24 protein-coding genes are annotated in these 24,490 nt (G+C 67.7%); 12 read left to right on the forward strand and 12 right to left on the reverse strand.

Going from position 1 to position 24,490, the window contains the following annotated elements; genetic code table 11:
• Positions 1-30: 30 nt before the first annotated feature.
• The 7 genes from ASF80_RS14070 to ASF80_RS14100 all read right to left on the reverse strand — a co-directional run bounded on the left by ASF80_RS14070 (position 31) and on the right by ASF80_RS14100 (position 8,377).
• Positions 31-1,323 (reverse strand): thymidine phosphorylase, encoded by a 1,293-nt coding sequence (locus tag ASF80_RS14070; RefSeq protein WP_056312297.1) that lies wholly within the window; start codon positions 1,321-1,323, stop codon positions 31-33.
• Positions 1,320-1,718 (reverse strand): cytidine deaminase, encoded by a 399-nt coding sequence (locus ASF80_RS14075; protein ID WP_042536471.1) that lies wholly within the window; start codon positions 1,716-1,718, stop codon positions 1,320-1,322. Before ASF80_RS14075 ends, ASF80_RS14070 begins: the two co-directional genes overlap by 4 nt.
• Positions 1,719-1,725: 7 nt before the next feature.
• Positions 1,726-3,012 carry an ABC transporter permease gene (locus ASF80_RS14080; RefSeq protein ID WP_056312299.1) on the reverse strand — a complete coding sequence of 429 codons (1,287 nt, stop codon included), beginning with the start codon at positions 3,010-3,012 and terminating at the stop codon, positions 1,726-1,728.
• On the reverse strand, positions 3,009-4,328 hold the full coding sequence (locus ASF80_RS14085; RefSeq protein WP_056312301.1) for an ABC transporter permease: 1,320 nt from the start codon (positions 4,326-4,328) through the stop codon (positions 3,009-3,011). Before ASF80_RS14085 ends, ASF80_RS14080 begins: the two co-directional genes overlap by 4 nt.
• Positions 4,325-5,839 carry an ABC transporter ATP-binding protein gene (locus ASF80_RS14090; protein WP_056312303.1) on the reverse strand — a complete coding sequence of 505 codons (1,515 nt, stop codon included), beginning with the start codon at positions 5,837-5,839 and terminating at the stop codon, positions 4,325-4,327. Before ASF80_RS14090 ends, ASF80_RS14085 begins: the two co-directional genes overlap by 4 nt.
• 161 nt (positions 5,840-6,000) lie before the next feature.
• Positions 6,001-7,113 (reverse strand): BMP family lipoprotein, encoded by a 1,113-nt coding sequence (locus tag ASF80_RS14095; RefSeq protein WP_056312305.1) that lies wholly within the window; start codon positions 7,111-7,113, stop codon positions 6,001-6,003.
• A 148-nt stretch (positions 7,114-7,261) separates the two neighbouring features.
• Entirely contained in the window at positions 7,262-8,377 is a 1,116-nt protein-coding gene (locus ASF80_RS14100) for a mannose-1-phosphate guanylyltransferase (RefSeq protein ID WP_056312307.1), read from the reverse strand.
• A 176-nt stretch (positions 8,378-8,553) separates the two neighbouring features.
• Here ASF80_RS14100 and sdhC point away from each other — a divergent pair, with 176 nt between their 5' ends.
• From sdhC to ASF80_RS14130, 6 genes are all read left to right on the forward strand, one after another.
• Positions 8,554-8,988 carry a succinate dehydrogenase, cytochrome b556 subunit gene (sdhC, locus tag ASF80_RS14105; protein ID WP_082478061.1) on the forward strand — a complete coding sequence of 145 codons (435 nt, stop codon included), beginning with the start codon at positions 8,554-8,556 and terminating at the stop codon, positions 8,986-8,988.
• On the forward strand, positions 8,988-9,431 hold the full coding sequence (locus tag ASF80_RS14110) for a succinate dehydrogenase hydrophobic membrane anchor subunit (protein ID WP_056312310.1): 444 nt from the start codon (positions 8,988-8,990) through the stop codon (positions 9,429-9,431). The genes sdhC and ASF80_RS14110 overlap by 1 nt, the downstream gene beginning before the upstream one ends.
• A 19-nt stretch (positions 9,432-9,450) precedes the next feature.
• Positions 9,451-11,277, forward strand: coding sequence for a succinate dehydrogenase flavoprotein subunit (gene sdhA, locus ASF80_RS14115; protein ID WP_056312313.1), 1,827 nt, complete (start codon positions 9,451-9,453; stop codon positions 11,275-11,277).
• Between the two features lie 2 nt (positions 11,278-11,279).
• Positions 11,280-12,047, forward strand: coding sequence for a succinate dehydrogenase iron-sulfur subunit (locus ASF80_RS14120; protein WP_056312315.1), 768 nt, complete (start codon positions 11,280-11,282; stop codon positions 12,045-12,047).
• A gap of 78 nt (positions 12,048-12,125) precedes the next feature.
• A complete protein-coding gene (locus ASF80_RS14125) occupies positions 12,126-13,331 on the forward strand; it encodes a YihY/virulence factor BrkB family protein (protein ID WP_056312316.1) in 1,206 nt (401 codons plus the stop codon).
• A 10-nt stretch (positions 13,332-13,341) separates the two neighbouring features.
• Entirely contained in the window at positions 13,342-14,184 is an 843-nt protein-coding gene (locus tag ASF80_RS14130; RefSeq protein ID WP_200934817.1) for an exodeoxyribonuclease III, read from the forward strand.
• Between the two features lie 46 nt (positions 14,185-14,230).
• On the opposite strand, the gene ASF80_RS14135 is transcribed toward ASF80_RS14130, so the two are convergent.
• Positions 14,231-14,563, reverse strand: a complete 333-nt coding sequence (locus tag ASF80_RS14135; RefSeq protein WP_157521097.1) for a hypothetical protein — start codon at positions 14,561-14,563, stop codon at positions 14,231-14,233.
• A 57-nt stretch (positions 14,564-14,620) separates the two neighbouring features.
• Between ASF80_RS14135 and trpS the strand changes: the two genes are divergently transcribed.
• Positions 14,621-15,625 carry a tryptophan--tRNA ligase gene (gene trpS, locus ASF80_RS14140; protein ID WP_082488396.1) on the forward strand — a complete coding sequence of 335 codons (1,005 nt, stop codon included), beginning with the start codon at positions 14,621-14,623 and terminating at the stop codon, positions 15,623-15,625.
• Positions 15,626-15,649: 24 nt separating this feature from the next.
• Entirely contained in the window at positions 15,650-16,414 is a 765-nt protein-coding gene (locus ASF80_RS19445; protein ID WP_235560007.1) for a hypothetical protein, read from the forward strand.
• Between the two features lie 42 nt (positions 16,415-16,456).
• Here ASF80_RS19445 and pth read toward each other — a convergent pair whose 3' ends face one another.
• Together pth and ASF80_RS14155 are read right to left on the reverse strand one after the other, a co-directional pair.
• Positions 16,457-17,038 carry an aminoacyl-tRNA hydrolase gene (gene pth / locus ASF80_RS14150; RefSeq protein WP_056312327.1) on the reverse strand — a complete coding sequence of 194 codons (582 nt, stop codon included), beginning with the start codon at positions 17,036-17,038 and terminating at the stop codon, positions 16,457-16,459.
• A gap of 120 nt (positions 17,039-17,158) precedes the next feature.
• Complete coding sequence (locus ASF80_RS14155) at positions 17,159-17,767, reverse strand: 50S ribosomal protein L25/general stress protein Ctc (protein WP_056312328.1); 609 nt, start codon at positions 17,765-17,767, stop codon at positions 17,159-17,161.
• 222 nt (positions 17,768-17,989) lie between these two features.
• On the opposite strand from ASF80_RS14155, the gene ASF80_RS19525 reads away from it, so the two are divergent.
• Positions 17,990-18,115: a hypothetical protein gene (locus ASF80_RS19525; RefSeq protein WP_256381367.1), complete on the forward strand. Its 126-nt coding sequence runs from the start codon at positions 17,990-17,992 to the stop codon at positions 18,113-18,115.
• Between the two features lie 124 nt (positions 18,116-18,239).
• Positions 18,240-19,688 (forward strand): NADP-dependent phosphogluconate dehydrogenase, encoded by a 1,449-nt coding sequence (gndA, locus tag ASF80_RS14160; RefSeq protein ID WP_056312331.1) that lies wholly within the window; start codon positions 18,240-18,242, stop codon positions 19,686-19,688.
• Positions 19,689-19,744: 56 nt separating this feature from the next.
• Here gndA and ASF80_RS14165 read toward each other — a convergent pair whose 3' ends face one another.
• Complete coding sequence (locus ASF80_RS14165) at positions 19,745-20,470, reverse strand: ABC transporter ATP-binding protein (protein WP_200934818.1); 726 nt, start codon at positions 20,468-20,470, stop codon at positions 19,745-19,747.
• A 40-nt stretch (positions 20,471-20,510) separates the two neighbouring features.
• Positions 20,511-21,983 (reverse strand): ABC transporter permease, encoded by a 1,473-nt coding sequence (locus ASF80_RS14170; protein WP_056312332.1) that lies wholly within the window; start codon positions 21,981-21,983, stop codon positions 20,511-20,513.
• Between the two features lie 164 nt (positions 21,984-22,147).
• On the opposite strand from ASF80_RS14170, the gene ASF80_RS14175 reads away from it, so the two are divergent.
• Both ASF80_RS14175 and ASF80_RS14180 read left to right on the forward strand, forming a co-directional pair.
• Positions 22,148-22,876 carry a response regulator transcription factor gene (locus ASF80_RS14175; RefSeq protein ID WP_056312334.1) on the forward strand — a complete coding sequence of 243 codons (729 nt, stop codon included), beginning with the start codon at positions 22,148-22,150 and terminating at the stop codon, positions 22,874-22,876.
• Positions 22,877-22,902: 26 nt separating this feature from the next.
• Positions 22,903-24,375: a sensor histidine kinase gene (locus ASF80_RS14180; RefSeq protein ID WP_056312336.1), complete on the forward strand. Its 1,473-nt coding sequence runs from the start codon at positions 22,903-22,905 to the stop codon at positions 24,373-24,375.
• Positions 24,376-24,490: the final 115 nt, after the last annotated feature.

A 24,490-nucleotide genomic window follows, 5' to 3' on the forward strand; every position in this document is an offset into this window, starting at 1 on the left:
TTCGCTCAGTTCAGGCTAGCGGTCAGCGGATCAGGCCGTGATGCGCTCGCGCACGATCGGACCTGCGGCCGGAGCCTCGTCGCCGATCGCCCACGAACCTTCGAGCGCCTCGAGTGCCCGCGGGAAGCGTGCCTCGTCGGCCGCCGAGAGAGTGAACAGAGGCTGACCCGCCACGACGCGGTCGCCGGGCTTCGCGTGCAGATCGATGCCGGCCTCGAAGACCACAGGATCCTCCGCCCGCGCGCGCCCAGCACCGAGACGCCAGGCGGCGATGCCGAACGGCAGCGCGTCCATCTGCGAGACGACGCCGTCGGACGGAGCCGTGACCACGTGGGTCTCGCGGGCGGTCGGCAGCGGAGCGTCAGGGTCGCCGTCCTGCGCGCGGATCATGGCCTTCCAGCCGTCCATCGCACGGCCGTCGTCGAGAGCGGCTTCGACATCGGCATCCGGCTGTCCGGCCAGGGCGAGCATCTCGCGAGCCAGGGCGATCGTCAGCTCGCGAACGTCCGCGGGGCCGCCACCGGCGAGCACCTCTACGGATTCGCGAACCTCGTTGGCGTTGCCGATGGCGAGGCCGAGAGGCACGTTCATGTCGGTGAGCAGCGCGGTCGTGGCGACACCCGAATCGGTGCCGAGAGCGACCATCGTGCGGGCGAGTTCGCGGGCGCGGTCGATGTCCTGCATGAACGCGCCGGAGCCGAACTTCACGTCGAGCACCAGGGCGTCGGTGCCCTCGGCGATCTTCTTCGACATGATGCTCGAGGCGATGAGCGGGATCGCCTCGACCGTGCCGGTGACGTCGCGCAGCGCGTAGAGCTTCTTGTCGGCGGGCGCGAGACCGGAGCCTGCGGCGCAGATGACGGCACCGACGTCGCCCTGCATCTGGGCGAACATCTCTTCATTGCTGAGGGCGGCGCGCCAGCCGGGGATCGACTCGAGCTTGTCGAGCGTGCCTCCCGTGTGGCCGAGGCCGCGGCCCGAGAGCTGCGGCACCGCGACGCCGAAGACGGCGACGAGCGGCGCGAGCGGCAGGGTGATCTTGTCGCCGACCCCACCGGTGGAGTGCTTGTCGACGGTCTTCTTGCCGAGCGTCGCGAAGCTCATCCGCTCCCCCGACGCGATCATCGCATCGGTGAGCACGCGGATCTCATCGCGCTCCATGCCGCGCTGGAACACGGCCATCGCGAACGACGCCATCTGCGCGTCCGACACGTAGCCGCGCGTGTACGCGTCGACCATCCAGCGCAGCGCCTTCTCGGGCACCACGCCTCCGTCGCGCTTGGCACGGATCACATCGACGGCGTCGAAGGGCTCAACGCTCATCGGGCGTCCTCCAGGTCTCGGGGGCCGAACGCATCCGGCAGTACTTCATCGATGGTCCGGATGCCGGAGACGGTCTCCAGCAGCATCCCGGGCATCGCGTGTTCGTAGAGCAGCTGACGGCAGCGGCCGCACGGCATGATCGTCTGCCCGTCGTTGTTGACGCACACGAAGGCGACGAGCTGGCCGCCGCCCGACATGTGCAGGTCTCCGACCAGCGCGCACTCGGCGCACAGCGTCACGCCGTAGGAGGCGTTCTCGACGTTGCAGCCGGCGACGATGCGTCCGTCTCCGACGAGAGCGGCCGCGCCCACCCGGTAACGGGAGTACGGCGCGTACGCCTTCGTCATGGCGTCGGTCGCGACCTGGCGGAGTTCATCCCAGTCGATGTCTGTCATGTCGCTCCTAGGACTTGATGTACGGCTTGCCGCTGGCTGCGGGTCCGCGGATCTGACCGGCGAATCCGGCGACCGCGAGCAGCGTGACGACGTACGGCAGCATCAGCATGAACTCACCGGGGATCGGCGTCTTCAGGATCGACAGCAGGTTCTGCAGGTTCGTCGCGAAGCCGAACAGCAGAGCGGCGAGCGTCGCGCGGATCGGGTCCCAGCGTCCGAAGATCACCGCGGCGAGGGCGATGAAGCCGAGCCCTGCCGTCATGTCCTTGCCGAACTGCGGCACCGAGACGAGCGTGAAGTACGCGCCGCCGATGCCGGCGATCGCACCCGCGAGCAGCACGTTCCAGAATCGCGTCGCGTTCACCTTGATGCCGACGGTGTCTGCGGCCTGCGGGTGCTCGCCCACTGCACGCACACGGAGACCCCACTTGGTGCGGTAGAGACCCCAGGCGACGATCGCGACGGTGATGAACATGAGGTAGACGATGAACGTCTGGTTGAACAGCACGGGGCCGATGATCGGGATGTCGCTGAGCAGCGGGATCTCGATGCGGCTGAAGCGCACCGGCGTGTTGAGGGAGGCCTCGTTCGGCGCGAGCAGCGCCCCGTAGAGGAACCCGGTGAGACCGCTGACGAGCACGTTGAGCACCACACCGACGATCACCTGCTCGACGAGGTACTTGATGGCGAAAGCGGCGAGCACGGCGGCCACGAGCACGCCGCCGAGCATCGCGCCGAGGAGTCCGATGAACGGGCTCCCGGTGACGCTCGAGAGCAGTGCGGCCGAGAACGCTCCGAGGAGCAGCTGACCCTCGATCGCGACGTTGACGACGCCGGCACGCTCGCCGATGACGCCGCCGAGCGCACCGAACACGAGCGGGACGGAGAGCGAGACGGCTCCGAAGAGCAGGCTGCTGACGGGCACGAGCCCGCCGGCGCCGGCCCACACGAGGAACCCGAAGACGGCGAGCACGCTGAAGGCGATCACCAGCCACATCGACGCCTTGCGATATGACCAGGCCCGCAGGAACGCGAGACCCGAGAGCAGCGCCAGGATCACGATGACGACCCAGCTGGTCGGACCGGTCGGCAGCGCCACATCCGCCAGCGCGAACGGCGACGACGGGTCGTTGAGTCGGAAGCTGCTGGTGCCGGTGCGCGGCACCAGCAGGAACAGCAGCGCCAGCAGCACGGTGGCTGCGGCGAGGACGATCGGCGCCTTCAGGTGCCGCTCGCGCACGGTGGCGAGCTGCACGGTTCCGTCGGCGGCTTCACTCTGAACGAGGGAGGTCATGCGGTCACCGCCTTCTTCGCGGCCTTGGCTCTCGCTTTGGCCGCCTTCTCCGCGTCGGTCTTGGGAAGGAAGAACACCGTGCGCAGCAGCGGCGGCGCGGCGATGAACAGCACGACGAGCGACTGCACGACGAGCACGATGTCGACCGGGATGTCCTGTGCCTGCATCGAGAACGATCCTGCCTTGAGCGCGCCGAACAGGATGCCGGCTGCGAACGTGCCCCAGGCGCGGCTGCGTCCGAGCAGGGCGACGGTGATCGCATCGAAGCCGATGCCGGCATCGATGGTCTCGGTGATTCCGGTCGTGACCGCACCCTGGACCTGGTTCATCCCGGCGAGACCGGCGAGAGCACCCGCGAGCAGCATGGCGTAGACGTACACGCGCTGCACGCTGATGCCCGCGGCGCGAGCCGCATGCGGGTTCTCGCCCACGGCGCGCATGCGCATGCCGAGCGACGACCGCTCGATGAGCCACCAGACGAACAGGGTCGCGATGATGACGATGACGAAGCCGAGGTCGAGCAGGGGGAACTGCGGGCCGAGGAGCGAGGGGAACTGCGCGCTCTCGGGGGTCGCGTATCCGAGCGCCTGGTTCGTGCCGGGCTTCTGCAGGAGGCCAGGGGTGCGGATCATCCACAGGAGCAGGTAGTAGGCCACGTAGTTGAGCATGATCGTGAGGATCACCTCGTGGGCGCCCGTCTTCGCCTTGAGCAGACCGGCGATCGCTCCCCACAGAGCACCGCCGGCGATGCCGGCGATCAGCGTGACGGGGATGTGCAGCCAGAACGGCAGGTCGAGCTGGAACGTCAGCAGTCCGGCGACCGCGACACCGATGAGCATCTGTCCGCGTGCACCGATGTTGAACAGGCCGACGCGGAAGGCGAGTGCCACGCCGAGTCCGGCGGCGATCAGCGGGGCCGCGAATCCGAGGGTGTTCGTCAGCGGGCGGATCTGCGCGGCGAAGTCGGCACCTCGCGCATTGAAGATCGCTCCGCGGAACAGCGCTTCATACCCGTTGTAGACGGCGTTCCACGCGGCGGCGATCGTGTCGGTCGGACGCGAGAAGAAGTATCCGGAGGCCTCGATCACGTCTTCGTTGGTGAAGGCGATCAGGATGCCGCCGACCACGAGCGCGAGGAAGATCGCCAGGATCGTGGTCACCGCGCTGCCGCGGAGCATCTCCTTGAGGATCACGTTGCCCCGAGGGGGCGGCGGCACATCCACGGGATCGCGGAGGGTCGTGGTGGTGTTCACCGAGAGCTGGTCACCGGAATCCTCGGTGCCCGCTCCCCCGGACTGTGGCGTCGAACCGCTCATGCGGCCACCTCTCCCTCGGCGGCGCCCGCCATCATCAGACCCAGCGTCTCGCGCGGGGTGTCGCCGGGAACGATCCCGACGATCGTGCCTCGGTACATGACCGCGATGCGGTCGGCGAGAGCCGCGACTTCGTCGAGCTCCGTCGAGACCACGACGACGGGGATGCCGGCGTCACGCGTCTCGATGATGCGCTTGTGGATGAACTCGATCGAGCCCACATCGACTCCACGGGTCGGCTGCGCCGCCACGAGCAGTCGGAGTTCGCGGCTCATCTCGCGAGCGATCACGACCTTCTGCTGGTTTCCGCCGGACAGAGTCCCCGCCGCAGTGTGCGGGCCCTGGGCGCGGATGTCGTACTCCTTGATGCGCGCGTGGGCGAATTCCTCGAGCGCTGCGCGGCGCAGAGTGCCGCCGCGGCTGAACTCGGGATCGCCGGAGCGGTCGAGGATGAGGTTCTCGGCGACCGAGAAGGCGGCGACGAGGCCGTCTTCGGTGCGGTCCTCGGGGACGAAGCCGACACCGGCGTCGAGGATCGCTCGCACGCTCTTGCCGACGAGCTGGGTGCCGTCGAGGGAGATGGAGCCTTCGACACGGGCCGCGAGACCGACGATGGCCTCGACGAGCTCGGTCTGTCCGTTGCCCTGCACACCGGCGACGGCGAGGACCTCGCCGGGTCGCACGGTGAAGTCGACGTTGTCGACGACGATCGCGCCGGCGGAGGTGAGAACCCGCAGGCCCTTCACCTCGAGGCCGCCGTCGCCCAGGCGCGGCGCGTCCTTGTGCACGGTGAGCTCGACCGCGCGTCCGACCATGAGCGAGGCCAGCTCGCCGTTCGTCGCCGTGGGCGATGCCTCGCCGACGATGCGTCCGAGGCGCACGATGGTGATGGTGTCCGCGACCTCGCGGACCTCACGCAGCTTGTGGGTGATGAAGACGATCGCTGTGCCCTCGTCGCGGAGCTGGCGCATGATGCCCATCAGCTCGTCGGTCTCCTGAGGGGTGAGCACGGCGGTGGGCTCGTCGAACACGAGCACCTTGGCGTCGCGCGAGAGTGCCTTGATGATCTCGACGCGCTGCTGCACTCCGACGGGCAGATCGCCGACGATCGCGTCAGGGTCGATGTCGAAGCCGAAGCGCGCGGCGACGGAGCGCACGTGCTCACGCGCCTTCGCGATGTCGAGGGTGCCGACGCCCTTCGTCTGCTCGTGACCGAGCATGACGTTCTCGGCCACCGTGAACACGGGGACGAGCATGAAGTGCTGGTGCACCATGCCGATGCCGGCGTTCATCGCGTCGCCGGGGCCGCGGAACCGCTGGACGACGTCGTCCAGGAGGATCTCGCCCTCGTCGGCCTGGTACAGCCCGTAGAGGACGTTCATCAGGGTCGATTTGCCTGCGCCGTTCTCGCCGAGCAGCGCATGGATCTGCCCCGGTTCGACGACCAGGTCGATGTGATCGTTGGCCACCAGGGTTCCGAACCGCTTGGTGATGCCGCGGAGTTCGAGCTTCATATCTGCACCTTATCCAGAAGTGTCATCCAGAAGAGTCTGAAGAATCTGCGGCGCATCGCCCGGGGATCGCCCGGGTGCGCCGTGAACAGTCATCGTCGTCCGTCCACGGCGCGGGGCGAGTGGCCGCTTGCACCACTCGCCCCGCGCTGGAACTCGATGACTTACGGGGAGTTCGGGGACTCCACCGTGATGTCGCCGTCGATGATCTGCTTCTGCAGAGCGGCGATCTCGTCGAGCAGTCCGTCGGGCAGGTCGCCCTCGAACGAGCCGAAGCCCGAGAGCTTCACACCCTCGTTCTCGAGGGTGCCGACGTACGGAGCCGGGTCGAAGTCGCCCTTCGAGGCTGCGATCGTCGCATCCTGGACCGCGACGTCGATCGCCTTCATGATCGAGAAGAGCGTGACGTCGGCCACGGACTCGTCAGCGACCGCGAGGTCGCTGTCGACGCCGATGAGCAGCGTGTCCTTGCCGCTGTCGGCGATCGCCGCAGCCGCGCTCTGGTAGACGGGACCGCCGACCGGGAGGATGACGTCGACGCCCTGGTCGAGCACACCCTGAGCGGTCTGCTTGGCCGTGTCGTTCGCGTCGAAGCCGCCGGTGAAGGAGCCCTTCTGCGTGGCGGTGTCCCAGCCGAAGACCTCGACCGCACCCGACTTGTCCTCGTTGTACTTCTCGACACCGAGCTGGAAGCCGTCCATGAAGACGGCGACAGACGGGATCTGCATTCCGCCGAAGGTGCCGACCTTGTTGACGCCCGCGGCCGACGACCAGCCTGCGGCGGCGTAGCCACCGAGGTAGGCGGCCTGAGCGGTGTCGAAGACGAGCGGCTTGATGTTCGGGGCATCGGTGGTGCCGTCGAAGTCGTTGTCCGCGTAGTCGTCGATGATCGCGTAGTTGATCTTCGGGTTGGCGAGTGCCGACTCGACGGTCGCTGCCGAGAGCTTGAACCCGACCGAGACGATCAGCGAGCACCCCTCCGAGACCGCGGTCTCGAGGTTCGGCGCGTAGTCGTTGTCATTGGCCGACTCGAACTCGAGCGGCTTCACGCCGAGCTCGTCAGCGGCGGCGTCCATGCCTTCCTTGGCGGACTGGTTGAACGACTTGTCGTTCCAACCGCCGGCGTCGGAGACGAGGCACGGGAGGAAGTCGGATGCTGCATCCCCGCCCCCGTTGCCGCCCGATTCGGTCGGAGCCTGGCCACAGCCGGCGAGTGCGAAGACGACGCCCGCGGCGATTGTCGCGCCGAGCAGCTTCTTGGTGGTGGAGATGGTCAACTCATGCCTCCCTCAACGATCCCGCGGCCCTCGCGGATCGCTCAAAGTTACCTACTGTTTCGACTTTTGTGCATGCCCGCACCCGAGCGGCAATCGAATGGTTACAAAGCTGAAACCAAGACCGCCGATGAGCGGCGGTCGGTGCTCATCAGAGCACGTCGCCCCGTCCGGTGAGCTTGAGCGACTCCACGACGCCCTTCACACGCTGCGCGTGCTGCACCGTGGTGACCAGCAGCGCGTCCGGGGTGTCGACGACGACGATGTCCTGCACGCCGATGAGGCTGATCACCCGGGACGTCTGACTGACGAGGATGCCGCTCGCGGCATCCGAGAGCACGCGGGCGTTCGGCCCCAGCACCGCGAGGTCGTTCTTACGGCCGTTGTTGATGAGCTTCGTGAGCGACGCGAAATCCCCCACGTCGTCCCAGTCGAAGTGGCCGGGTACGACGGCGAGGCGTCCGCGCCGCGCCGCGGGCTCGGCCACCGCGTAGTCGATCGCGATCTTCTTGAGCCCGGGCCAGATCCGGTCCACGGCGGGGCCGCGACGCTCGCGGTCGTCCCATGCCTCGGCGAGCTCGAGGAGCCCCGCGTGCAGGGCCGGCTCGTTCTCGGCGAGCTCATCGAGGAGCACGCTCGCCTTGGCGATGAACATGCCGGCGTTCCAGAGGTAGCCCCGATCGGCGAGGTACGCCTGGGCGGTCTCAAGGTCGGGCTTCTCGACGAAGCTCTCCACCAGCGCGGCCTCTCGGGCCCCGTCGACGACGAGCTCCGGTCCCTTCTTGATGTAGCCGAATCCCGTTGCGGGCTCGGTGGGAGAGATGCCGATCGTGCAGATGTATCCCTCGCGGGCCACCTCGACCGCGTCGCGCACGGCGAACTCGAACACGCGGGTGCTGCGGATGACGTGGTCTGCGCTGAAGGAGCCGATGATCACATCGGGGTCGCGGCGGTGCAGGATCGCCGCCGCGAGTCCGATCGCCGCTGCGGACTCTCGGGGCTCAGACTCGAGGAAGACGTTCAGATCCGCGATGCCGGGCAGCTCGGCCTCCACCGCGGCACGGTGCGCCCGGCCCGTGACGACGGCGATACGGTCGGGGCCGGCGAGGGGCTCCAGCCTGTCCCACGTGTCGCGGAGGAGCGAATGCCCGGACCCCGTGAGGTCGTGCAGGAACTTCGGCGCGTCGGCGCGGGACAGAGGCCACAGTCGACTGCCGATGCCGCCGGCGGGGATCACTGCGTAGAAGTCCTTGATGGGTTGGCTCACCCTGCCAGGGTATCCCGACAGAACATCTCGACATCGAGATAGTTAGGCTCCCCTTCGTCGCCCACAGGCGCCGCACGGGAATAGGATGGTGTCCGATCGGCCGTGCCTGGCAGCAGGCTCATGCTTGGACCACGCATCGCACGCGACCGAGTCACATCGATCCAGGGAGGACGACCGTGTCCACAAGCGCTCGCTTGACACCGTCGATTTCGGAAACCACTTCCAAGACACCTCGCGGCACCCTCTACCGGGGTCGCGAAGGCATGTGGTCGTGGGTGCTTCACCGCATCACCGGAGTCGCCATCTTCTTCTTCCTGTTGGTGCATGTGCTCGACACTGCACTCATCAGGGTGTCCCCCGAGGCGTACAACGCCGTCATCGGCACCTATAAGAACCCGATCATGGCGCTCGGCGAGGTCGTGCTCGTCGCCGGAATCGTGTTCCACGCGATGAACGGCCTCCGCATCATCGCGGTCGACTTCTGGTCGAAGGGCGCCAAGTACCAGCGCCAGCTGTTCTGGGGCGTGCTCGCGGTGTGGGTCGTGATCATGGCCGGCTTCGTGCCGCGTCACCTCGCACTCGCGTTCGCCGGCTTCGGAGGAGGACACTGATGACCGCTCAGACTGTCGCCGCCCCCGTCCGCCGTCAGCGCGGATTCAACCTCGAGAAGTGGGGCTGGCTCTTCATGCGCGGCTCCGGCGTGGTGCTGGTCGTGCTGATCTTCGGCCACCTGTTCATCAACCTGATGGTCGGGGAGGGCATTCACGCCCTCGACTTCGCGTTCATCGCGGGCAAGTTCGCCACGCCGTTCTGGCAGTGGTGGGACGTCATCATGCTCTGGCTGGCCCTGATCCACGGCGCCAACGGCATGCGGACGATCGTCAACGACTACGTCACGAACAACACCGCTCGCAAGGCGCTGACCTGGGCCCTGGGCCTGGCAGCCGCCCTTCTCATCATCCTCGGCACGCTGGTCGTCTTCACGTTCGACCCGTGCCTCGGCGTGACCGAGACGAGCACGCTGTGGGAACAGTGCCAGACGCTGGGCAAGTAGAAGAGAAGGCATACGAGAAGTGACTACCGAGACCCAGGATTCCGTCGTTCGCGACGGTGTGCACTACCACCAGTTCGACATCGTCATCGTGGGCGCCGGCGGCGCCGGCATGCGTGCGGCGATCGAGGCCGGCCCCGGCGCGAAGACCGCGGTGATCTCCAAGCTGTACCCGACGCGTTCGCACACCGGTGCGGCGCAGGGCGGCATGGCGGCTGCGCTCGCCAACGTCGAGGAGGACAGCTGGGAGTGGCACACCTTCGACACCGTCAAGGGTGGCGACTACCTGGTCGACCAGGATGCAGCGGAGATCCTCGCGAAGGAGGCGATCGAAGCGGTCATCGACCTCGAGAACATGGGTCTGCCCTTCAACCGCACCCCCGAGGGCAAGATCGACCAGCGGCGCTTCGGCGGCCACACCGCCGAGCACGGCAAGACCCCGGTCCGCCGCGCCTGCTACGCCGCCGACCGCACCGGTCACATGATCCTGCAGACGCTGTTCCAGAACTGCGTCAAGCTCGGCATCAACTTCTTCAACGAGTTCTACGTGCTCGACCTGCTCACGGTCAAGGACGCCGACGGCAAGACCCAGGTCTCGGGCGTGGTCGCGTACGACCTCTCGACCGGCGAGCTGCACGTCTTCCAGGCCAAGGCCGTCATCTTCGCGACCGGCGGATTCGGCAAGATCTTCAAGACGACCTCGAACGCCCACACCCTCACCGGTGACGGCGTCGGCATCGTCTGGCGCAAGGGCCTCCCCCTCGAGGACCTCGAGTTCTTCCAGTTCCACCCCACCGGCCTCGCCGGTCTCGGCATCCTCCTCACCGAGGGCGCACGTGGCGAGGGTGCGATCCTGCGAAACGCCTCGGGTGAGCGCTTCATGGAGCGCTACGCCCCGACCATCAAGGACCTCGCTCCCCGCGACATCGTCGCACGCTGCATGGTCCAGGAGGTCGCGGAGGGTCGCGGCGCCGGGCCCCACAAGGACTACGTGCTGCTGGACTGCACCCACCTGGGCGCCGAGGTCCTCGAGACCAAGCTCCCTGACATCACCGAGTTCGCCCGCACATACCTGGGCGTCGACCCGGTCGTCGAGCCCGTGCCGGTGATGCCCACCGCGCACTACGCGATGGGCGGCATCCCGACCAACAACAACGGCGAGGTCCTCGCCGACAACGACACGGTCGTCCCCGGTCTCTACGCCGCCGGCGAGTGCGCCTGCGTCTCGGTGCACGGCGCCAACCGCCTCGGCACCAACTCGCTGCTCGACATCAACGTGTTCGGCAAGCGCTCGGGTCGCAACGCGGTCGAGTACGTCAAGACCGCCGAGTTCGTGCCGCTTCCCGAGAACCCGGCCGCCTTCGTCTCCGACATGCTCGAGGGCCTGCGCGACAACCAGGGCACCGAGCGCATCGCCGTGCTCCGCAAGGCTCTGCAGGACGAGATGGACAAGGGCGCGCAGGTGTTCCGCACGCACGACTCCCTCCAGCACGTGCTCGGCGTCATCGCCGAGCTGCGCGAGCGCTACAAGAACGTGCACGTCGACGACAAGGGCAAGCGGTTCAACACCGACCTGCTCGAGGCCGTCGAGCTGGGCTTCCTCCTCGACATCGCCGAGGTCGTCGTCTACGCCGCGCAGAACCGCGAGGAGAGCCGTGGCGGCCACATGCGCGACGACTTCCCGACGCGTGACGATGAGAAGTACATGAAGCACACGATGGCCTACCTGACGGGCGATCCGCATTCCTCCACCCCGAGCGACCACATCAAGCTCGACTGGAAGCCCGTCGTGTTCACCAAGAACGACCAGGGCGAATTGAACTACCCGCCGATGGAGAGGAAGTACTGAGCATGTCCAACGCCATCGCTGAAGCTCCCGCTGACACGACCGAAGAGACCGGCATCCAGTCCTTCATCGTCACGTTCAACATCCGCCGGTTCGACCCCGAGGTCGACGCCGAGCCGCACTGGGTCGACTACGACGTGGAGCTGTACTCGACCGACCGCGTGCTCGACGCGCTGCACAAGATCAAGTGGGAGGTCGACGGCTCCCTCACGTTCCGCCGCTCCTGCGCCCACGGCATCTGCGGCTCCGACGCCATGCGCATCAACGGCCGCAACCGCCTCGCCTGCAAGACGCTGATCAAGGACCTCGACATCTCGAAGCCGATCTACGTCGAGGCGATCAAGGGTCTGCCGCTCGAGAAGGACCTCGTCGTCGACATGGAGCCGTTCTTCGCCTCCTACCGCGAGGTTCAGCCCTTCCTGGTCGCGAACTCGGTTCCGGAGAAGGGCAAGGAGCGCGTCCAGACGATCGCGGATCGGGAGATCTTCGACGACACGACCAAGTGCATCCTCTGTGCCGCGTGCACCTCGTCGTGCCCCGTCTTCTGGACCGACGGCCAGTACTTCGGCCCCGCCGCGATCGTGAACGCGCACCGCTTCATCTTCGACTCGCGTGACGACAACGCCGCAGTGCGCCTCGACATCCTCAACGACAAAGAAGGTGTGTGGCGCTGCCGCACGACCTTCAACTGCTCCGAGGCGTGCCCCCGCGGCATCGAGGTCACTAAGGCCATCGCCGAGGTCAAGCAGGCCGTGCTGCGCGGTCGCGCCTGACGCACGGATCATCGACGCGAACGGGCGGGCTCCTCACGGGCATCCCGCCCGTTTTCGTCGTGTGGATAAGGTGAAGACGTGTCAGATCCCGATCGCGAGGAGTCAGAGGGCGGCCGCCTCGATGCGGCTGTCGAAAGAGCGACAGCGCTGACGAGGCGCACACTGGGTCTGTTCCCGGTGCGCGTGTGGCGTCACTTCCTGCAGCACAACGGATTCCTCCTCGCCGCGGGCGTGAGCTATCAGGCGCTGTTCGCGATCTTCGCGGCGATCTACCTCGCCTTCGCCATCGCCGGTCTGTGGCTCGGCGGCAGCAGCGAGGCGGTCGACGGCATGATCGACATCATCAACAGCTATATCCCCAATCTGATCCAAGATGAGGGCGGAGTGTTCACCCCGGATCAGGTGCAGGAGATCGCGGCCAGCACGACAGGGATCCTGAGCATCACAGGTCTGATCGCCCTCGGAACCGTGATCTGGACCGCCATCGGATGGGTGACGTTCTCTCGGCGCGCGACGAGGGACATCTTCGGTCTGCCGCCCGATCGCCGCAGCTACGTCATCCTGAAGGCGCGCGACCTTCTGGCCGCGCTGATCTTCGGCGTCTCGCTGATCGTCGGCTCGCTCCTCAGTTCCGCAAGCGCCGTCGCGCTGGCCTGGATCCTCAGCCTGCTGGGTTGGGGGGCATCCCTCGACGGCCTGACCAGCATCCGCATCGGCACGGTGCTGGTGTCCTTCGCCGTATTGTCGGCCGCACTCGCGGCGATGGTCCGCTTCCTCACGGGAACCTCTCTGCACTGGGGCACGATCTGGCCCGGTGCTCTCCTCGGCGGCGGGGCGATGACGATCCTGCAGTTCGGCGCGGGGTTCCTCCTGAGCTACACCCCGTCGAATCCCCTGCTCGCCACATTCGCGATCTTCATCGGCCTTCTGCTGTGGTTCCGCGTCAACGGGGTGGTCATGCTGGTGGCGTCCTCGTGGATCGCGGTCAGTGCCCAGGACCGGGATCTCCCGCTGCTGTCCCAGACCGAGGCGGAGCGACGTCAGGCGGAGTACCGGACGCTGCTGGAAGCGGCGCGTATCCGAGTGCGCGAAGCCCACGCCGCTCGTGACGACGCGCCCTGGTACCGCAGCTGGCAGACCGAACGCGCCCTGCGTGCGGCCGAGAAGGAGCTCGAGTCCCTCGAGGCGTCCACTCCCCCGCCCATCGATGAGAGCACTCCTCTCACGCAGCGTCTCCTCGCGGAGCTGCAGCGCCCGTCGAAGGATGTCGGCGGCCCTCGTTAGGCTGGTGGGCATGCCTCATCTGCGTATCGCCTCGGTCAATGTCAACGGAATCCGAGCGGCGGCTCGCAACGGAATGAGCGCTTGGCTCGATGCGGCCGACGTCGACATCCTGACCCTGCAAGAGGTCCGCGGGCAGGACGAGCACCTCGAGGCTGCGCTCCCCGGCTGGACGTTCGTGCACGACGAGGCGACGGCCAAGGGCCGCGCCGGTGTGGCGATCGCGAGCCGGGTGCCGGCGATCGCCTCGCGCACAGACTTCGGCGACGCCGACTTCGACTCGAAGGGCCGGTGGATCGAGGCCGACTTCCAGATCGGTGATCGCCCGCTCACCGTGGTCAGCGCCTACGTGCACAGCGGCGAGGCCGACACTCCGAAGCAGGAGGAGAAGTGGAAGTTCCTCGATGCGTTCGGCGTCCGGCTCGCTGAGCTCGGCGACGCCGATGGAGCACTCGCGCTCGTCACCGGCGATCTGAACGTCGGACACCGCGAACTCGACATCAAGAACTGGCGCGGCAATCGCAAGAAGGCCGGATTCCTGCCCCGTGAACGTGCCTACTTCGACCGATTCCTCGGTGCAGCAGGCGAGGCCGTCGAGGGCGTCGACGGCACCCGCGGCACCGGACTCGGCTGGATCGACGTCGGACGCGCCTTCCACGGCGAGGTCGAGGGCCCGTACACCTGGTGGTCGATGCGGGGCCAGGCATTCGACAACGACTCCGGATGGCGGATCGACTACCACCTGGCCACCCCCGCGCTCGCGGAGCGCGCGACCGCCTACCACGTCGCTCGCGCAGCGGCCTACGACCAGCGGTGGAGCGACCACGCACCGGTCGTGGTCGACTACACCTACTGACGGTCCGCAGCGGCACCCCGTTCGTCTCCCTCCAGGGCTGCGCTGATCAGGCTGTGACGAGAGCGACGATCAGTCCCGCTGCGACGGCGAGGTAGCCGAGCATGCTCCATAGGTATGCCGCGCCCCGGCGTGCGCGAGGGAAGACGAGCGGAACCGCGATCGCGACGAGGATGCCCGTGACGAGCGCGAGGAACGTGCCGAAGATCATCCCGTACCCATGCGGGTCGCCGTTCGTCCACCCGAACCGGCTGCTCAGCGCCATCCACGCGAGCAGCACGAAAGGTGCGCCGAACAGCACCGTGAGCACGACGCCGATGATGCGGGAGAGGACATCCCGACGTTCCGCGGGGGCGCCGGCGGAGTCAGGGGCAGTCGTCATGAGGCGAGTCTCCCCCGCCGGCTCGCGCACCACCACCACCCCCATAGGATTGATACCGTGACGAAACCTCGCCTCTACTCAGGAATGCAGCCCTCCGCCGACTCTCTGCAGATCGGCAACTACATCGGAGCGCTCCTGCAGTGGCGGGACCTGCAGAGCTCTTACGATGCCTACTTCTCAGTCGTCGACCTGCACGCGCTCACCGTCGCGCAGGACCCGGCGGAGCTTCGCGAGAAGACCCGCCGCACTGCCGCGCAGTACATCGCTGCAGGCATCGAGCCGTCTCTATCGACGCTCTATGTGCAATCGCACGTGCGTGCTCACGCGGAGCTCGCATGGATCCTCTCGACGATCACCGGATTCGGCGAGGCCGGACGGATGACGCAGTTCAAAGACAAGTCGTCGCGCTACGGCGCTGACGCCACGAGCGTCGGCCTGTTCACCTACCCCGTCCTGATGGCTGCCGACATCCTGCTCTACCAGACCGACGTGGTGCCGGTCGGCGACGACCAGAAGCAGCACGTCGAGCTCACTCGTGATCTCGCCGAGCGGTTCAACTCGCGCTTCGGCGAGACGTTCGTCGTGCCCCGACCGGTGATCCAGAAGGACACGGCGCGCATCTACGATCTGCAGAATCCGACGTCGAAGATGTCGAAGTCCGCCGAGAGCGACGCGGGCGTGTTGTGGATGCTCGACGACCCGGCGAAGTCGGCGAAGAAGATCATGCGAGCCGTCACCGACAACGAGGGCTCCGTGCGCTTCGACCGGGAGAACAAGCCCGGTGTCTCGAACCTGCTCACGATCTACGCGGCCCTGTCGGGTCGCCAGGTGCCGGCGATCGAAGACGAGTATGCAGGTCGCGGGTACGGAGACTTCAAGAAGGGGCTCGCCGAGGTCGTCGTGAACGAGTTCGAGCCGGTCCGCGCCCGCGCACTCGAGCTCCTGGACGACCCTGCCGAGCTCGATCGGATCCTCGCGACGAACGCCGCCAAGGCCGACGCCGTCGCCGACGCGACTCTCGCCGCCGTGTACGACCGGGTCGGTCTGCTTCGTCGCATCTGACACGACCGGCCATAGGATGGGGGCGTGACTGATCCGCAGCTGCCCCCGTCCGGTGCCGTTCCTCCCGTGCCACCGGCACCCGAGCCCGCTGCGCCCCAGCCCGCTGACCAGCAGCCGCCTGCGTACGCCCCGGCTCCCCCGGCTCCGCCCGCGTACCAACAGCCGGCGTACCAGCAGCCCGCTCCTCCGGCGTACCAGCAGCCGGTTCCGCCCGCGTACCAGCCTGCACCCGCGACTGCCCCGGCGGCACCGGCATACCCCGCTCCGGCGGGCAGCCCTGTGTACCCCGCCTCTCCTCCCGCGGGCCAGCCCGGTGCCCCGGCCTACCAGGCCGCCCCTCCCGGTGCGTACCAGGTGCCGGTCGGCGGTTACGCGGCTCCCGCCGGCGCGTACCAGGCACCGGCGATGGAGCAGAAGAAGTCCGGGCTCCTCGGCATCCTCGCTCTGATCTTCGCGATCGTCGCCGCTGTCGTCACCCCGATCGTGGCCGGAATCGCCGGATTCGAGATCGGACGTCGGATCCCCGGGGGTCTCGACACGACGGATCCCGATTTCCTGTCGATCCTCTCCCCCGCACGCGATCAGGTGCTGTGGGCCGAGCTCTCGTTCTGGACCGGCACGGTACTCGGCATCGCCGCGATCGTGATCGGCATCCTCGCCATCCGCAAGAAGCAGGCCCGCGGCGCGGGCATCGGCGCTCTGGTCGTCGCCGTGCTCGGCCCCATCATCTTCTGGGTCGTGCTGTTCGTCGCCGTCTCGACCGGCACCGCGACAGGCTTCCTGCCCTAGTCGGTCGGTCTCGACCCGCCGACTGCAGGATCACGCGGCGGGTCAGCGTGGAGCGTGATGCTTCTGCTGCGCCGCCAGCAATCCCTCGGCGACGAGAAGCTCGACGGCGTCCGCGGCATCCGACACGAGGATCGGCAGGTTCGCGCGCTCGTCCTTGCCGAACGGCGAGAGCACCCAGTCGGCAGGGTCCTGGCGACCGACCGGTCGCCCGATGCCGACGCGCACGCGCGGGAAGTCGGGCGTGGTGATCGCTCGGGCGATGTCGCGCACCCCGTTGTGTCCGCCGTGTCCGCCTCCGGTCTTGAGCTTGACCGTGTCGAAGGGGATGTCGAGCTCGTCGTGGACGACGATGATCTGCTCGGCCGGCACGGAGTAGAAGCGCGCCAGAGCGGCGACCGGCGTGCCCGAGACGTTCATGAAGGTGTTGGGCTTGGCGAGGACCAGCTTGTCTCCCCCCGGCCGCAGCCAGGTCTCGACGACGCGCGCGCCGCCCTTGTGCTCACGGAAGCTCTCGCCGCGTCGCGCCGCCAGCTCGTCGACCACCATCTGGCCGATGTTGTGCCTCGTCGCCTCATATCGCGGGCCGGGGTTGCCGAGCCCCACCACGAGCCAGGTGGATGCCATGTCCTCGTCCTCTCGGATGCGGGCGCCGTGCGGTTCCCGGGTCAGAATACGACAGAGGGGGCGCGATCTGCTCGCGCCCCCTCTGTGATGCAGTCAGCTGTGAAGCTGCGCCTGCGGAGATCACTCCGCGGCGGGCGCCTCCTCGGCGGCAGCCTCGTCGGCTCCGGCCTCGTCCTCTTCGAGCGACTCCTCCGCCGGGATCGAGATCGCGACGACCAGGACCTCGGGGTCGGTCAGCAGCGTCGAGCCCTTGGGGAGCTTGACGTCGGCGGCGGTGATGTGCGTGCCGTCTTCGAGACCGTCGACAGAAACCTCGACGTTCTGCGGGAGGTGCGTGGCCTCGGCCTCGATCGACAGGGTGTTCGCGTCCTGGTTGACGATCGTGCCGGGAGCCGGCTCGCCGGTGACGATGACGGGAAGGTCGATCGCGACCTTCTCGCCCTTCTTCACGACGATCAGGTCGATGTGCTCGATGATCTGGTGCACGGGGTCCTTCTGGACGTCCTTGACCAGGGCGAGCTGAGACTTGCCCTCGATGTCGAGCTCGAGCAGCGCGTTGGCGCGGCGGATGATGAGCGAGACCTGGTGGCCCGGCAGTGCGACGTGCACGGGCTCGGTGCCGTGACCGTAGATGACGGCGGGGATCTTGCCTGCGGCGCGCAGACGACGGGCGAAGCCCTTGCCGAAGCTCTCGCGGAGCTCGGCCTTGACCTTGGTGTCTTCAGACATGGGGTTCTCCTTCGGGGCACGCAGCGAGAGCTACGCGGTGGTCTTGGAATTGTTCTCGAACGCAGACACGTGAGGAAAGCCACCGGCTTGCTTCGCCGCGTCGATAACGGATGCCAGCGCACGCGCAGAAGCATCCCTCGCCGAGGTACTCCTCTCATGGTACCGGATGAGCCGGTAGGCTGAGGACACCGATCCCTCTCTGCAGAACACGGAGTTCTTCTCATGCTCGACGGCGTCTTCTTCTCCCACGCGATCGCCTGGCTCATCGGCGCCATGACCGTGTGCGCTGCCGGCTTCACGTTCGCTGCACTCTTCTCCCTCGGCCGCTCGGGCTACCGCAAGGACTGACCTCTCCCGCTCGCGCGGTCACCGCGCGCTCGCGAGAAGCGCATTCCGGCGACACACGGGAGAAGCACCCCTGTCGTCGCGATAATCTGGATGCATCCCTTTCTTCTCGATCTAGGAGCCATCTGTGCCCGAAGCATCAGCGAACATCGGAGTCGTCGGACTCGCCGTCATGGGGTCGAACCTCGCCCGCAACCTCGCCAGCCGCGAGGGCAACACGGTGGCGATCTTCAACCGCAGCTACGAGAAGACCGAGACCCTCGTCTCCGAGCACCCTGAGGCCGGCTTCGTCGCCGCCAAGACGTACCAGGAGTTCGCAGACTCGCTGCAGAAGCCGCGCACCGCGATCATCATGGTCAAGGCCGGCGGCCCGACCGACGCCGTGATCGACTCGCTGGCCTCGGTCTTCGAGCCGGGCGACATCATCGTCGACGGTGGCAACGCCTACTTCCCCGACACCATCCGCCGCGAGAAGGCCGTTCGCGAGACCGGCATCAACTTCGTCGGCGCCGGCATCTCCGGCGGCGAAGAGGGCGCGCTCACCGGCCCGTCGATCATGCCTGGCGGCTCGGACGAGTCCTGGATCACTCTCGGCCCGATCCTCAAGTCGATCGCCGCCGTCGCCGAGGGCGAGCCGTGCGTCACGCACGTCGGCCACGACGGTGCAGGACACTTCGTCAAGATGGTGCACAACGGCATCGAGTACGCCGACATGCAGCTGATCGCCGAGGCCTACGACCTCATCCGCCGCGGCACGGGCAAGTCGCCCGCCGAGATCGCCGAGATCTTCGCCGAGTGGAACAAGGGCGAGCTCGAGTCCTACCTGATCGAGATCACCGCAGAGGTGCTCCGCCAGGTGGATGCCGAGACCGGCAAGCCCCTCGTCGACGTCATCCTCGACCAGGCCGGCGCCAAGGGCACCGGCGCGTGGACCGTGCAGACCGCGCTGTCGCTCGGTGTCCCCGTCTCGGGCATCGCCGAGGCCACCTTCGCCCGCTCGCTGTCATCGCACCCCGAGCAGCGCGAGGTCGCAGGTTCGCTCCCCGGCCCCGATGAGGAGTTCGTCGTCACCGACGAGGCCGCCTTCATCGAAGACGTCCGTCTCGCGCTGTACGCCTCGAAGATCGTCGCGTACTCGCAGGGCTTCGACGAGATCCGCGCAGGCGCAGCCGAGTACGGCTGGAACATCGACCTCGGCGCGATCAGCAAGATCTGGCGCGGCGGCTGCATCATCCGCGCCCAGTTCCTCAACCGCATCGCCGACGCCTACGCGGCAGAGCCCGGTCTGCCCGTGCTGCTGACCGCTCCGTACTTCACCGAGGCGATCACGCGCGCTCAGGCGCCGTGGCGTCGCGTCGTGGTCGCGGCGGCACAGGCCGGCATCCCTGCTCCGGCGTTCTCGTCGTCGCTGTCGTACTACGACGGCATCCGTGCCGACCGCCTGCCCGCCGCCCTCGTCCAGGGACAGCGCGACTTCTTCGGTGCGCACACCTACAAGCGCATCGACAAGCCGGGCACGTTCCACACGCAGTGGTCGGGCGACCGCACCGAGATCGAAGCCGAAGACACGCACTGAGCGCGTCCCGCACATGACGAAGGCCCCGGCGATTCCGCCGGGGCCTTCGTCACGTCTCATCGGGTGATGTCCTGCACCGTCCCCTTCGCGAGCCGCAGGCGCCTGGTGGCCCGGCGGGCGACCGCCGAGTCGTGCGTGACGACGATCATGGTGATCCCCTCCGCGCACAGCCCCTCGAGCAGCGCGAGGATCTCATCGCGCATGCTCTCGTCGAGATTGCCCGTGGGTTCGTCCGCGAGCAGCACACGTGGCCGCTTCACGATCGCCCGCGCGATCGCCACACGCTGCTGCTGACCGCCCGACAGCTCGGTGGGCAGGTGATCGCCGCGGTCGGCGAGCCCCACATGAGCGAGAGCTTCGGCGACCCGAGTCGCGCGCTCGGTGCGGCTCAGCTCGGTCGGCTCGAGAGCCATGTTCACGTTCTCGGCCGCCGTCAGCGTGGGGATCAGGTTGAACCCCTGGAAGACGAAGCCGATCTCCTCGGCGCGGATGCGACTGAGCTCACGCGCGGATGCCGAGGCCAGCTCGATGTCACCGAGCTTCAGTGACCCGGACGACGGCTTGTCGAGCGCACCGAGCATCTGCAGCAGAGTCGACTTGCCCCCGCCCGTCGGCCCCTGGATCGTGACGAACTCACCGGGGTGGATGGTGAGGTCGACGCCCGTGAGGGCCTTCACCGTGCGGCCCTTCTGCGTGTAGGTGCGCGTGACATCCTGTGCGCGGTACAGCGGCGCGGTGGCATCCGTGCCGTTCGCGGCCGGAGCGATATCTGCGATGGTCATGTCCGTTTCTCCTTGTCTGTGACGTGTGTTCGCGAGTCCGTCAGGCGACGGATCGCAGGGCCTCTGCCGGGCTGAGACGCGCAGCGCGCCAGCCCCCGAATGCTCCGGCCACAAGGCCGCCGAGCACCGCGAGACCGACCGCGGCGACCAGCACCCACGGGGTGAACGGAGCCTGCAGCACGATGTCGGCCGCCTGCTGGGTCTGGAACATGCCGCCACCACCTGTCGGGCCGCCGCCCATGCCCCCGGGGCCGCCTTCCGCGTTGCCCGCGGCTGCGGCGGCGACCGTGGGCTTCACGAGGTTGATGACGACGATCCCGGCGATCCCGAGCGCGAGTCCCACGGCGCCTCCGATCAGCCCCTGGACCATGGACTCACCGGCGACCTGACGCACGACGCGTCCGTTCGACCAGCCGATCGCCTTGAGCGTGCCGAACTCGCGGGTGCGGCGGGAGACACCGGACAGGGTCAGCAGCACCGAGAGCAGCACGGCCACCGCGAGCACGATGATCGACAGCCAGGTGCCGAGGTTCGTGATCAGCGACGTCGCGCTGGAGAGCGAACCCGAGACGGTGGACGCGAGCTCGGACTGCGACGTGATCGTGGCATCCGGGAGCTCGTCGGCGAGGGCGGCCTGCACCGCGTCGATCGACGATGCGGACTCCGCCTGGACGTACACGGTCGAGATGACGTCACCCGCGCCCGAGAGCTCCTGGGCCGTGTCGAGGGGCAGGTAGACGTTCGCCGCAGTGTCGGCCGAGTCGGAGGTGGATGCCACGACCCCGACGACCTCGACATCGGAACCGGCGACATCGATGGTGTCGCCGACCGCGATCTCGTTCGTGGTCGCATAGGTCGCGTCGACCAGAGCGACGAGCGCCCCGGCATCATCGGTGTCGAGAGCGCGACCGTCACTGATCGCGACGGAGGCGAGCGGCCCCACGGAGGTCACGGCGGGGTCGATCCCGAGAACGGTGAACGAGTCGACGCCGAACGATCCGCCGCCGGCGCCGTCCGCGCCGCCCTGCGGCGGAGTCTGCCCCTCGGTCGGTGCGGTTCCCTCGGTCGCGCCGTCCTGCGCGCCGAAGCCACCGCTCGGAAGCTCGCCCGAGAAGGTCGAGTTGGTGAGGCTCAGTGCAGCGGACGCTGCGGTCACGCCCTCGGTCGAGGTGACCGTGTCGAGCACGGACGACTCGAGAGTCCCGCGCATGAAGTCCGTCATCAGCGTGGACTGACTGAGAGTGGTCGTGTCTCCGTCCGTGGCTCCGTCTTCGGATCCGAAGTCGAAGCGCTGCCCGCCGCCCTCCCCCGGTTCCGCGGCGGCACCGGTCACCGTGAGGTCGGTGCCGACTCCGTACACCGACTCCAGGGCCTGTGCCTGCGCATCGCGCACTCCCGCCGTGAGGGCGTTGACGATGATCACCAGAGCGATCGCGATCGCGAGCCCGATCGCGACGATCCACGTCTGCTTCTTGCGGCCCGCCAACTCTCGCCGCAGATATGTCCCGTACATGTGTCTCCTTACGCCGCGCCGTTCGCGGGCCGATCACGACGCTAGAGAGCGCAGTTTTGCGGGATCGAGGGGGGAGTGATGAGAAACCTATGGAGCGCGCATCTCACAGGAGACGCATAGCGCTCTCCATAGAAACCCCATAGGTGATTCCGCAGAATGTACTCATGAGCACCGATCTCCCCGAACTGCGCCGCCCCGACGGCTCGCCCCTGCGCATCCTCGCCGTCGACGACGAGCAGATGCTCACCGACCTGCTGGCGATGGCGCTGCGCATGGAGGGCTGGGAGGTGCGCACCGCATCCTCCGGTCTCGAAGCCCTTCAGGTCGCGCGCGAGTTCGAACCGGATGCCCTGGTGCTCGACATCATGATGCCCGACCTCGACGGCATGGCGGTGCTCCGCCGCCTGCGCGAATCCGGCAGCCTCGTTCCGGTGCTCTTCCTCACCGCGAAGGATGCCGTCGGCGACCGCGTCGCCGGGCTCACCGCCGGAGGAGACGACTACGTCACGAAGCCCTTCAGCCTCGAAGAGGTCATCGCGCGCCTGCGCGCCATCATCCGCCGCACCGGCCACGCGACCGCCGACGACGGTCAGTCGATCCTGCGCGTGGCCGACCTCACCCTCAACGAGGACAGCCATGAGGTCGTGCGCGACGGCACCGAGATCGAGCTGACCGCGACCGAGTTCGAGCTGCTCCGCTACCTGATGCGCAACGAGCGTCGAGTGCTGTCGAAGGCGCAGATCCTCGACCGTGTCTGGAGCTACGACTTCGGCGGCAAGTCTTCGGTCGTCGAACTGTACATCTCGTATCTCCGCAAGAAGATCGACGCCGGACGCACCCCGCTGCTCCACACCGTGCGAGGTGTCGGCTACATGATCAAGGCGCCCCAGTGAGCTCGACGAGGATGGCTCGGCGGCCGATGAGCCTGCAGACCCGGCTGATGACAGCCGTGATCGGCTTCGTCTCGCTCATCCTCGTGATCGTCGCCGTCATCACCAGTGCATTGCTGGGAAGCACGCTCGAGAGTCAGCTCGAGGATCGCCTGCACAGCTACTCGAATGAGGTGACGCGGTGGGTCAGCCAGGTACCGGCGCAGTACGCGAACATGGACACCATCCTGGAGATCAACGATGCCCGTGTTCCCGGACTCCTGCTCGCCGTGTCCAGCACAGAGGGTGGCACGAGCGGCGTCCTGTTCCCTGACACCAAGGACGAGTGGGGCGGGGTGTCGCAGAAGCTGACCAGCGCCGATCTCGAACGGATCGACGCTGCGCTCGGCGGGCAACGGAGCGCCACCGTCAACCTCGACGATTTCGGCTCCTACATGGTGATCGCACAGAAGGCAGCCAACGGCGTCAACGTCGTCACGGGTCTTCCCCGCACCGAGATCCAGAATCAGCTGACGACGCTGCTCACCGTGATCGCCCTCGCGACGATCGGCGGCCTGATCCTCCTCGCGCTGACGACGGCCATCACGATCCGCGTGGGGCTGAGGCCGCTGCGCGCGGTCGCGGCGACGGCCACGCGTGTCGCGAACCAACCTCTGGATCGCGGAGAGGTCGAGATCACCGAGCGTGTGCCCGCCTCCGAGGCGGATCCGCGCACCGAGACCGGGCTCGTCGGCGCCTCCCTGAACACCCTGCTCGACCACGTCAACGACTCCCTCGCCTCCCGGCAGAAGAACGAGGAGCGGATGCGACGCTTCGTCGCCGACGCGAGCCATGAGCTGCGGACTCCGCTCTCATCCATCCGCGGATACTCGGAGCTCTCGCTGCGCGCGCTGAAGCAGCAGGGCGGCCCCGCCGCCATCGAGGGAACGACGACCTCACTCGAGCGCATCCAGGCCCAGTCGCTGCGGATGACGAGCCTGGTCGAGGATCTGCTGCTCCTCGCCCGCCTCGACGAGGGCCGAGAGCTGGTGCACGGGACCGTCGACCTCACGCAGCTCGCCCTGGAGGGGTTGTCGGATGCGCGCCCGACCGCGGCGGATCATCACTGGAACATCGAGGCCCCCGAAGAGCCGATCGTCATCATCGGCGACGCCGGACGGATGCACCAGGTCGTGGCGAACCTCCTCGCCAATGCGCGGACCCACACCCCGGCAGGCACCTCGATCACGCTCAGCGTGAGCCGCGAGGGCGACGAGGCCGTGCTTCGCGTGCACGACGACGGCCCCGGCATCGACCCCGGGGTGCGCGACGAGCTCTTCGCCCGCTTCGCACGCGGCGACAGCTCCCGCGCCCGGCAGACCGGTGGCACAGGCCTCGGACTCGCGATCGCGAAGGCGATCGTCGAAGGACACGGCGGACACATCACCGTGTCGAGCGAGCCTGGCGACACGACGTTCACCGTGCGCATCCCGATCAGCCCGGCCCAGACCTCAACCGACTGATCGCGCGGCTCTCCCTGCCTATGCGGGGCCACTTTCGCACCGGGACCAGGCGGTTCCCGTGCGGAAGTGACCCCGCATAGGAATTCCGGTGCGAAAGTGACCCCGCACGGGAGGT

This window comes from Microbacterium sp. Leaf159, assembly GCF_001423615.1.
GTDB lineage: Bacteria > Actinomycetota > Actinomycetes > Actinomycetales > Microbacteriaceae > Microbacterium.

Excerpts from the sequence above, each read along its gene's own strand:
- ASF80_RS14070 (WP_056312297.1), bottom strand. The coding sequence starts at position 1,323 with ATGAGCGTTGAGCCCTTCGACGCCGTCGATGTGATCCGTGCCAAGCGC.
- ASF80_RS14075 (WP_042536471.1), bottom strand. The coding sequence starts at position 1,718 with ATGACAGACATCGACTGGGATGAACTCCGCCAGGTCGCGACCGACGCC.
- ASF80_RS14080 (WP_056312299.1), bottom strand. The coding sequence starts at position 3,012 with ATGACCTCCCTCGTTCAGAGTGAAGCCGCCGACGGAACCGTGCAGCTC.
- ASF80_RS14085 (WP_056312301.1), bottom strand. The coding sequence starts at position 4,328 with ATGAGCGGTTCGACGCCACAGTCCGGGGGAGCGGGCACCGAGGATTCC.
- ASF80_RS14090 (WP_056312303.1), bottom strand. The coding sequence starts at position 5,839 with ATGAAGCTCGAACTCCGCGGCATCACCAAGCGGTTCGGAACCCTGGTG.
- ASF80_RS14110 (WP_056312310.1), top strand. The coding sequence starts at position 8,988 with ATGACCGCTCAGACTGTCGCCGCCCCCGTCCGCCGTCAGCGCGGATTC.
- ASF80_RS14120 (WP_056312315.1), top strand. The coding sequence starts at position 11,280 with ATGTCCAACGCCATCGCTGAAGCTCCCGCTGACACGACCGAAGAGACC.
- ASF80_RS14130 (WP_200934817.1), top strand. The coding sequence starts at position 13,342 with ATGCCTCATCTGCGTATCGCCTCGGTCAATGTCAACGGAATCCGAGCG.
- ASF80_RS14135 (WP_157521097.1), bottom strand. The coding sequence starts at position 14,563 with ATGACGACTGCCCCTGACTCCGCCGGCGCCCCCGCGGAACGTCGGGAT.
- pth (WP_056312327.1), bottom strand. The coding sequence starts at position 17,038 with ATGGCATCCACCTGGCTCGTGGTGGGGCTCGGCAACCCCGGCCCGCGA.
- ASF80_RS14155 (WP_056312328.1), bottom strand. The coding sequence starts at position 17,767 with ATGTCTGAAGACACCAAGGTCAAGGCCGAGCTCCGCGAGAGCTTCGGC.
- ASF80_RS19525 (WP_256381367.1), top strand. The coding sequence starts at position 17,990 with ATGCTCGACGGCGTCTTCTTCTCCCACGCGATCGCCTGGCTCATCGGC.
- ASF80_RS14165 (WP_200934818.1), bottom strand. The coding sequence starts at position 20,470 with ATGACCATCGCAGATATCGCTCCGGCCGCGAACGGCACGGATGCCACC.
- ASF80_RS14170 (WP_056312332.1), bottom strand. The coding sequence starts at position 21,983 with ATGTACGGGACATATCTGCGGCGAGAGTTGGCGGGCCGCAAGAAGCAG.
- ASF80_RS14175 (WP_056312334.1), top strand. The coding sequence starts at position 22,148 with ATGAGCACCGATCTCCCCGAACTGCGCCGCCCCGACGGCTCGCCCCTG.
- ASF80_RS14180 (WP_056312336.1), top strand. The coding sequence starts at position 22,903 with ATGAGCCTGCAGACCCGGCTGATGACAGCCGTGATCGGCTTCGTCTCG.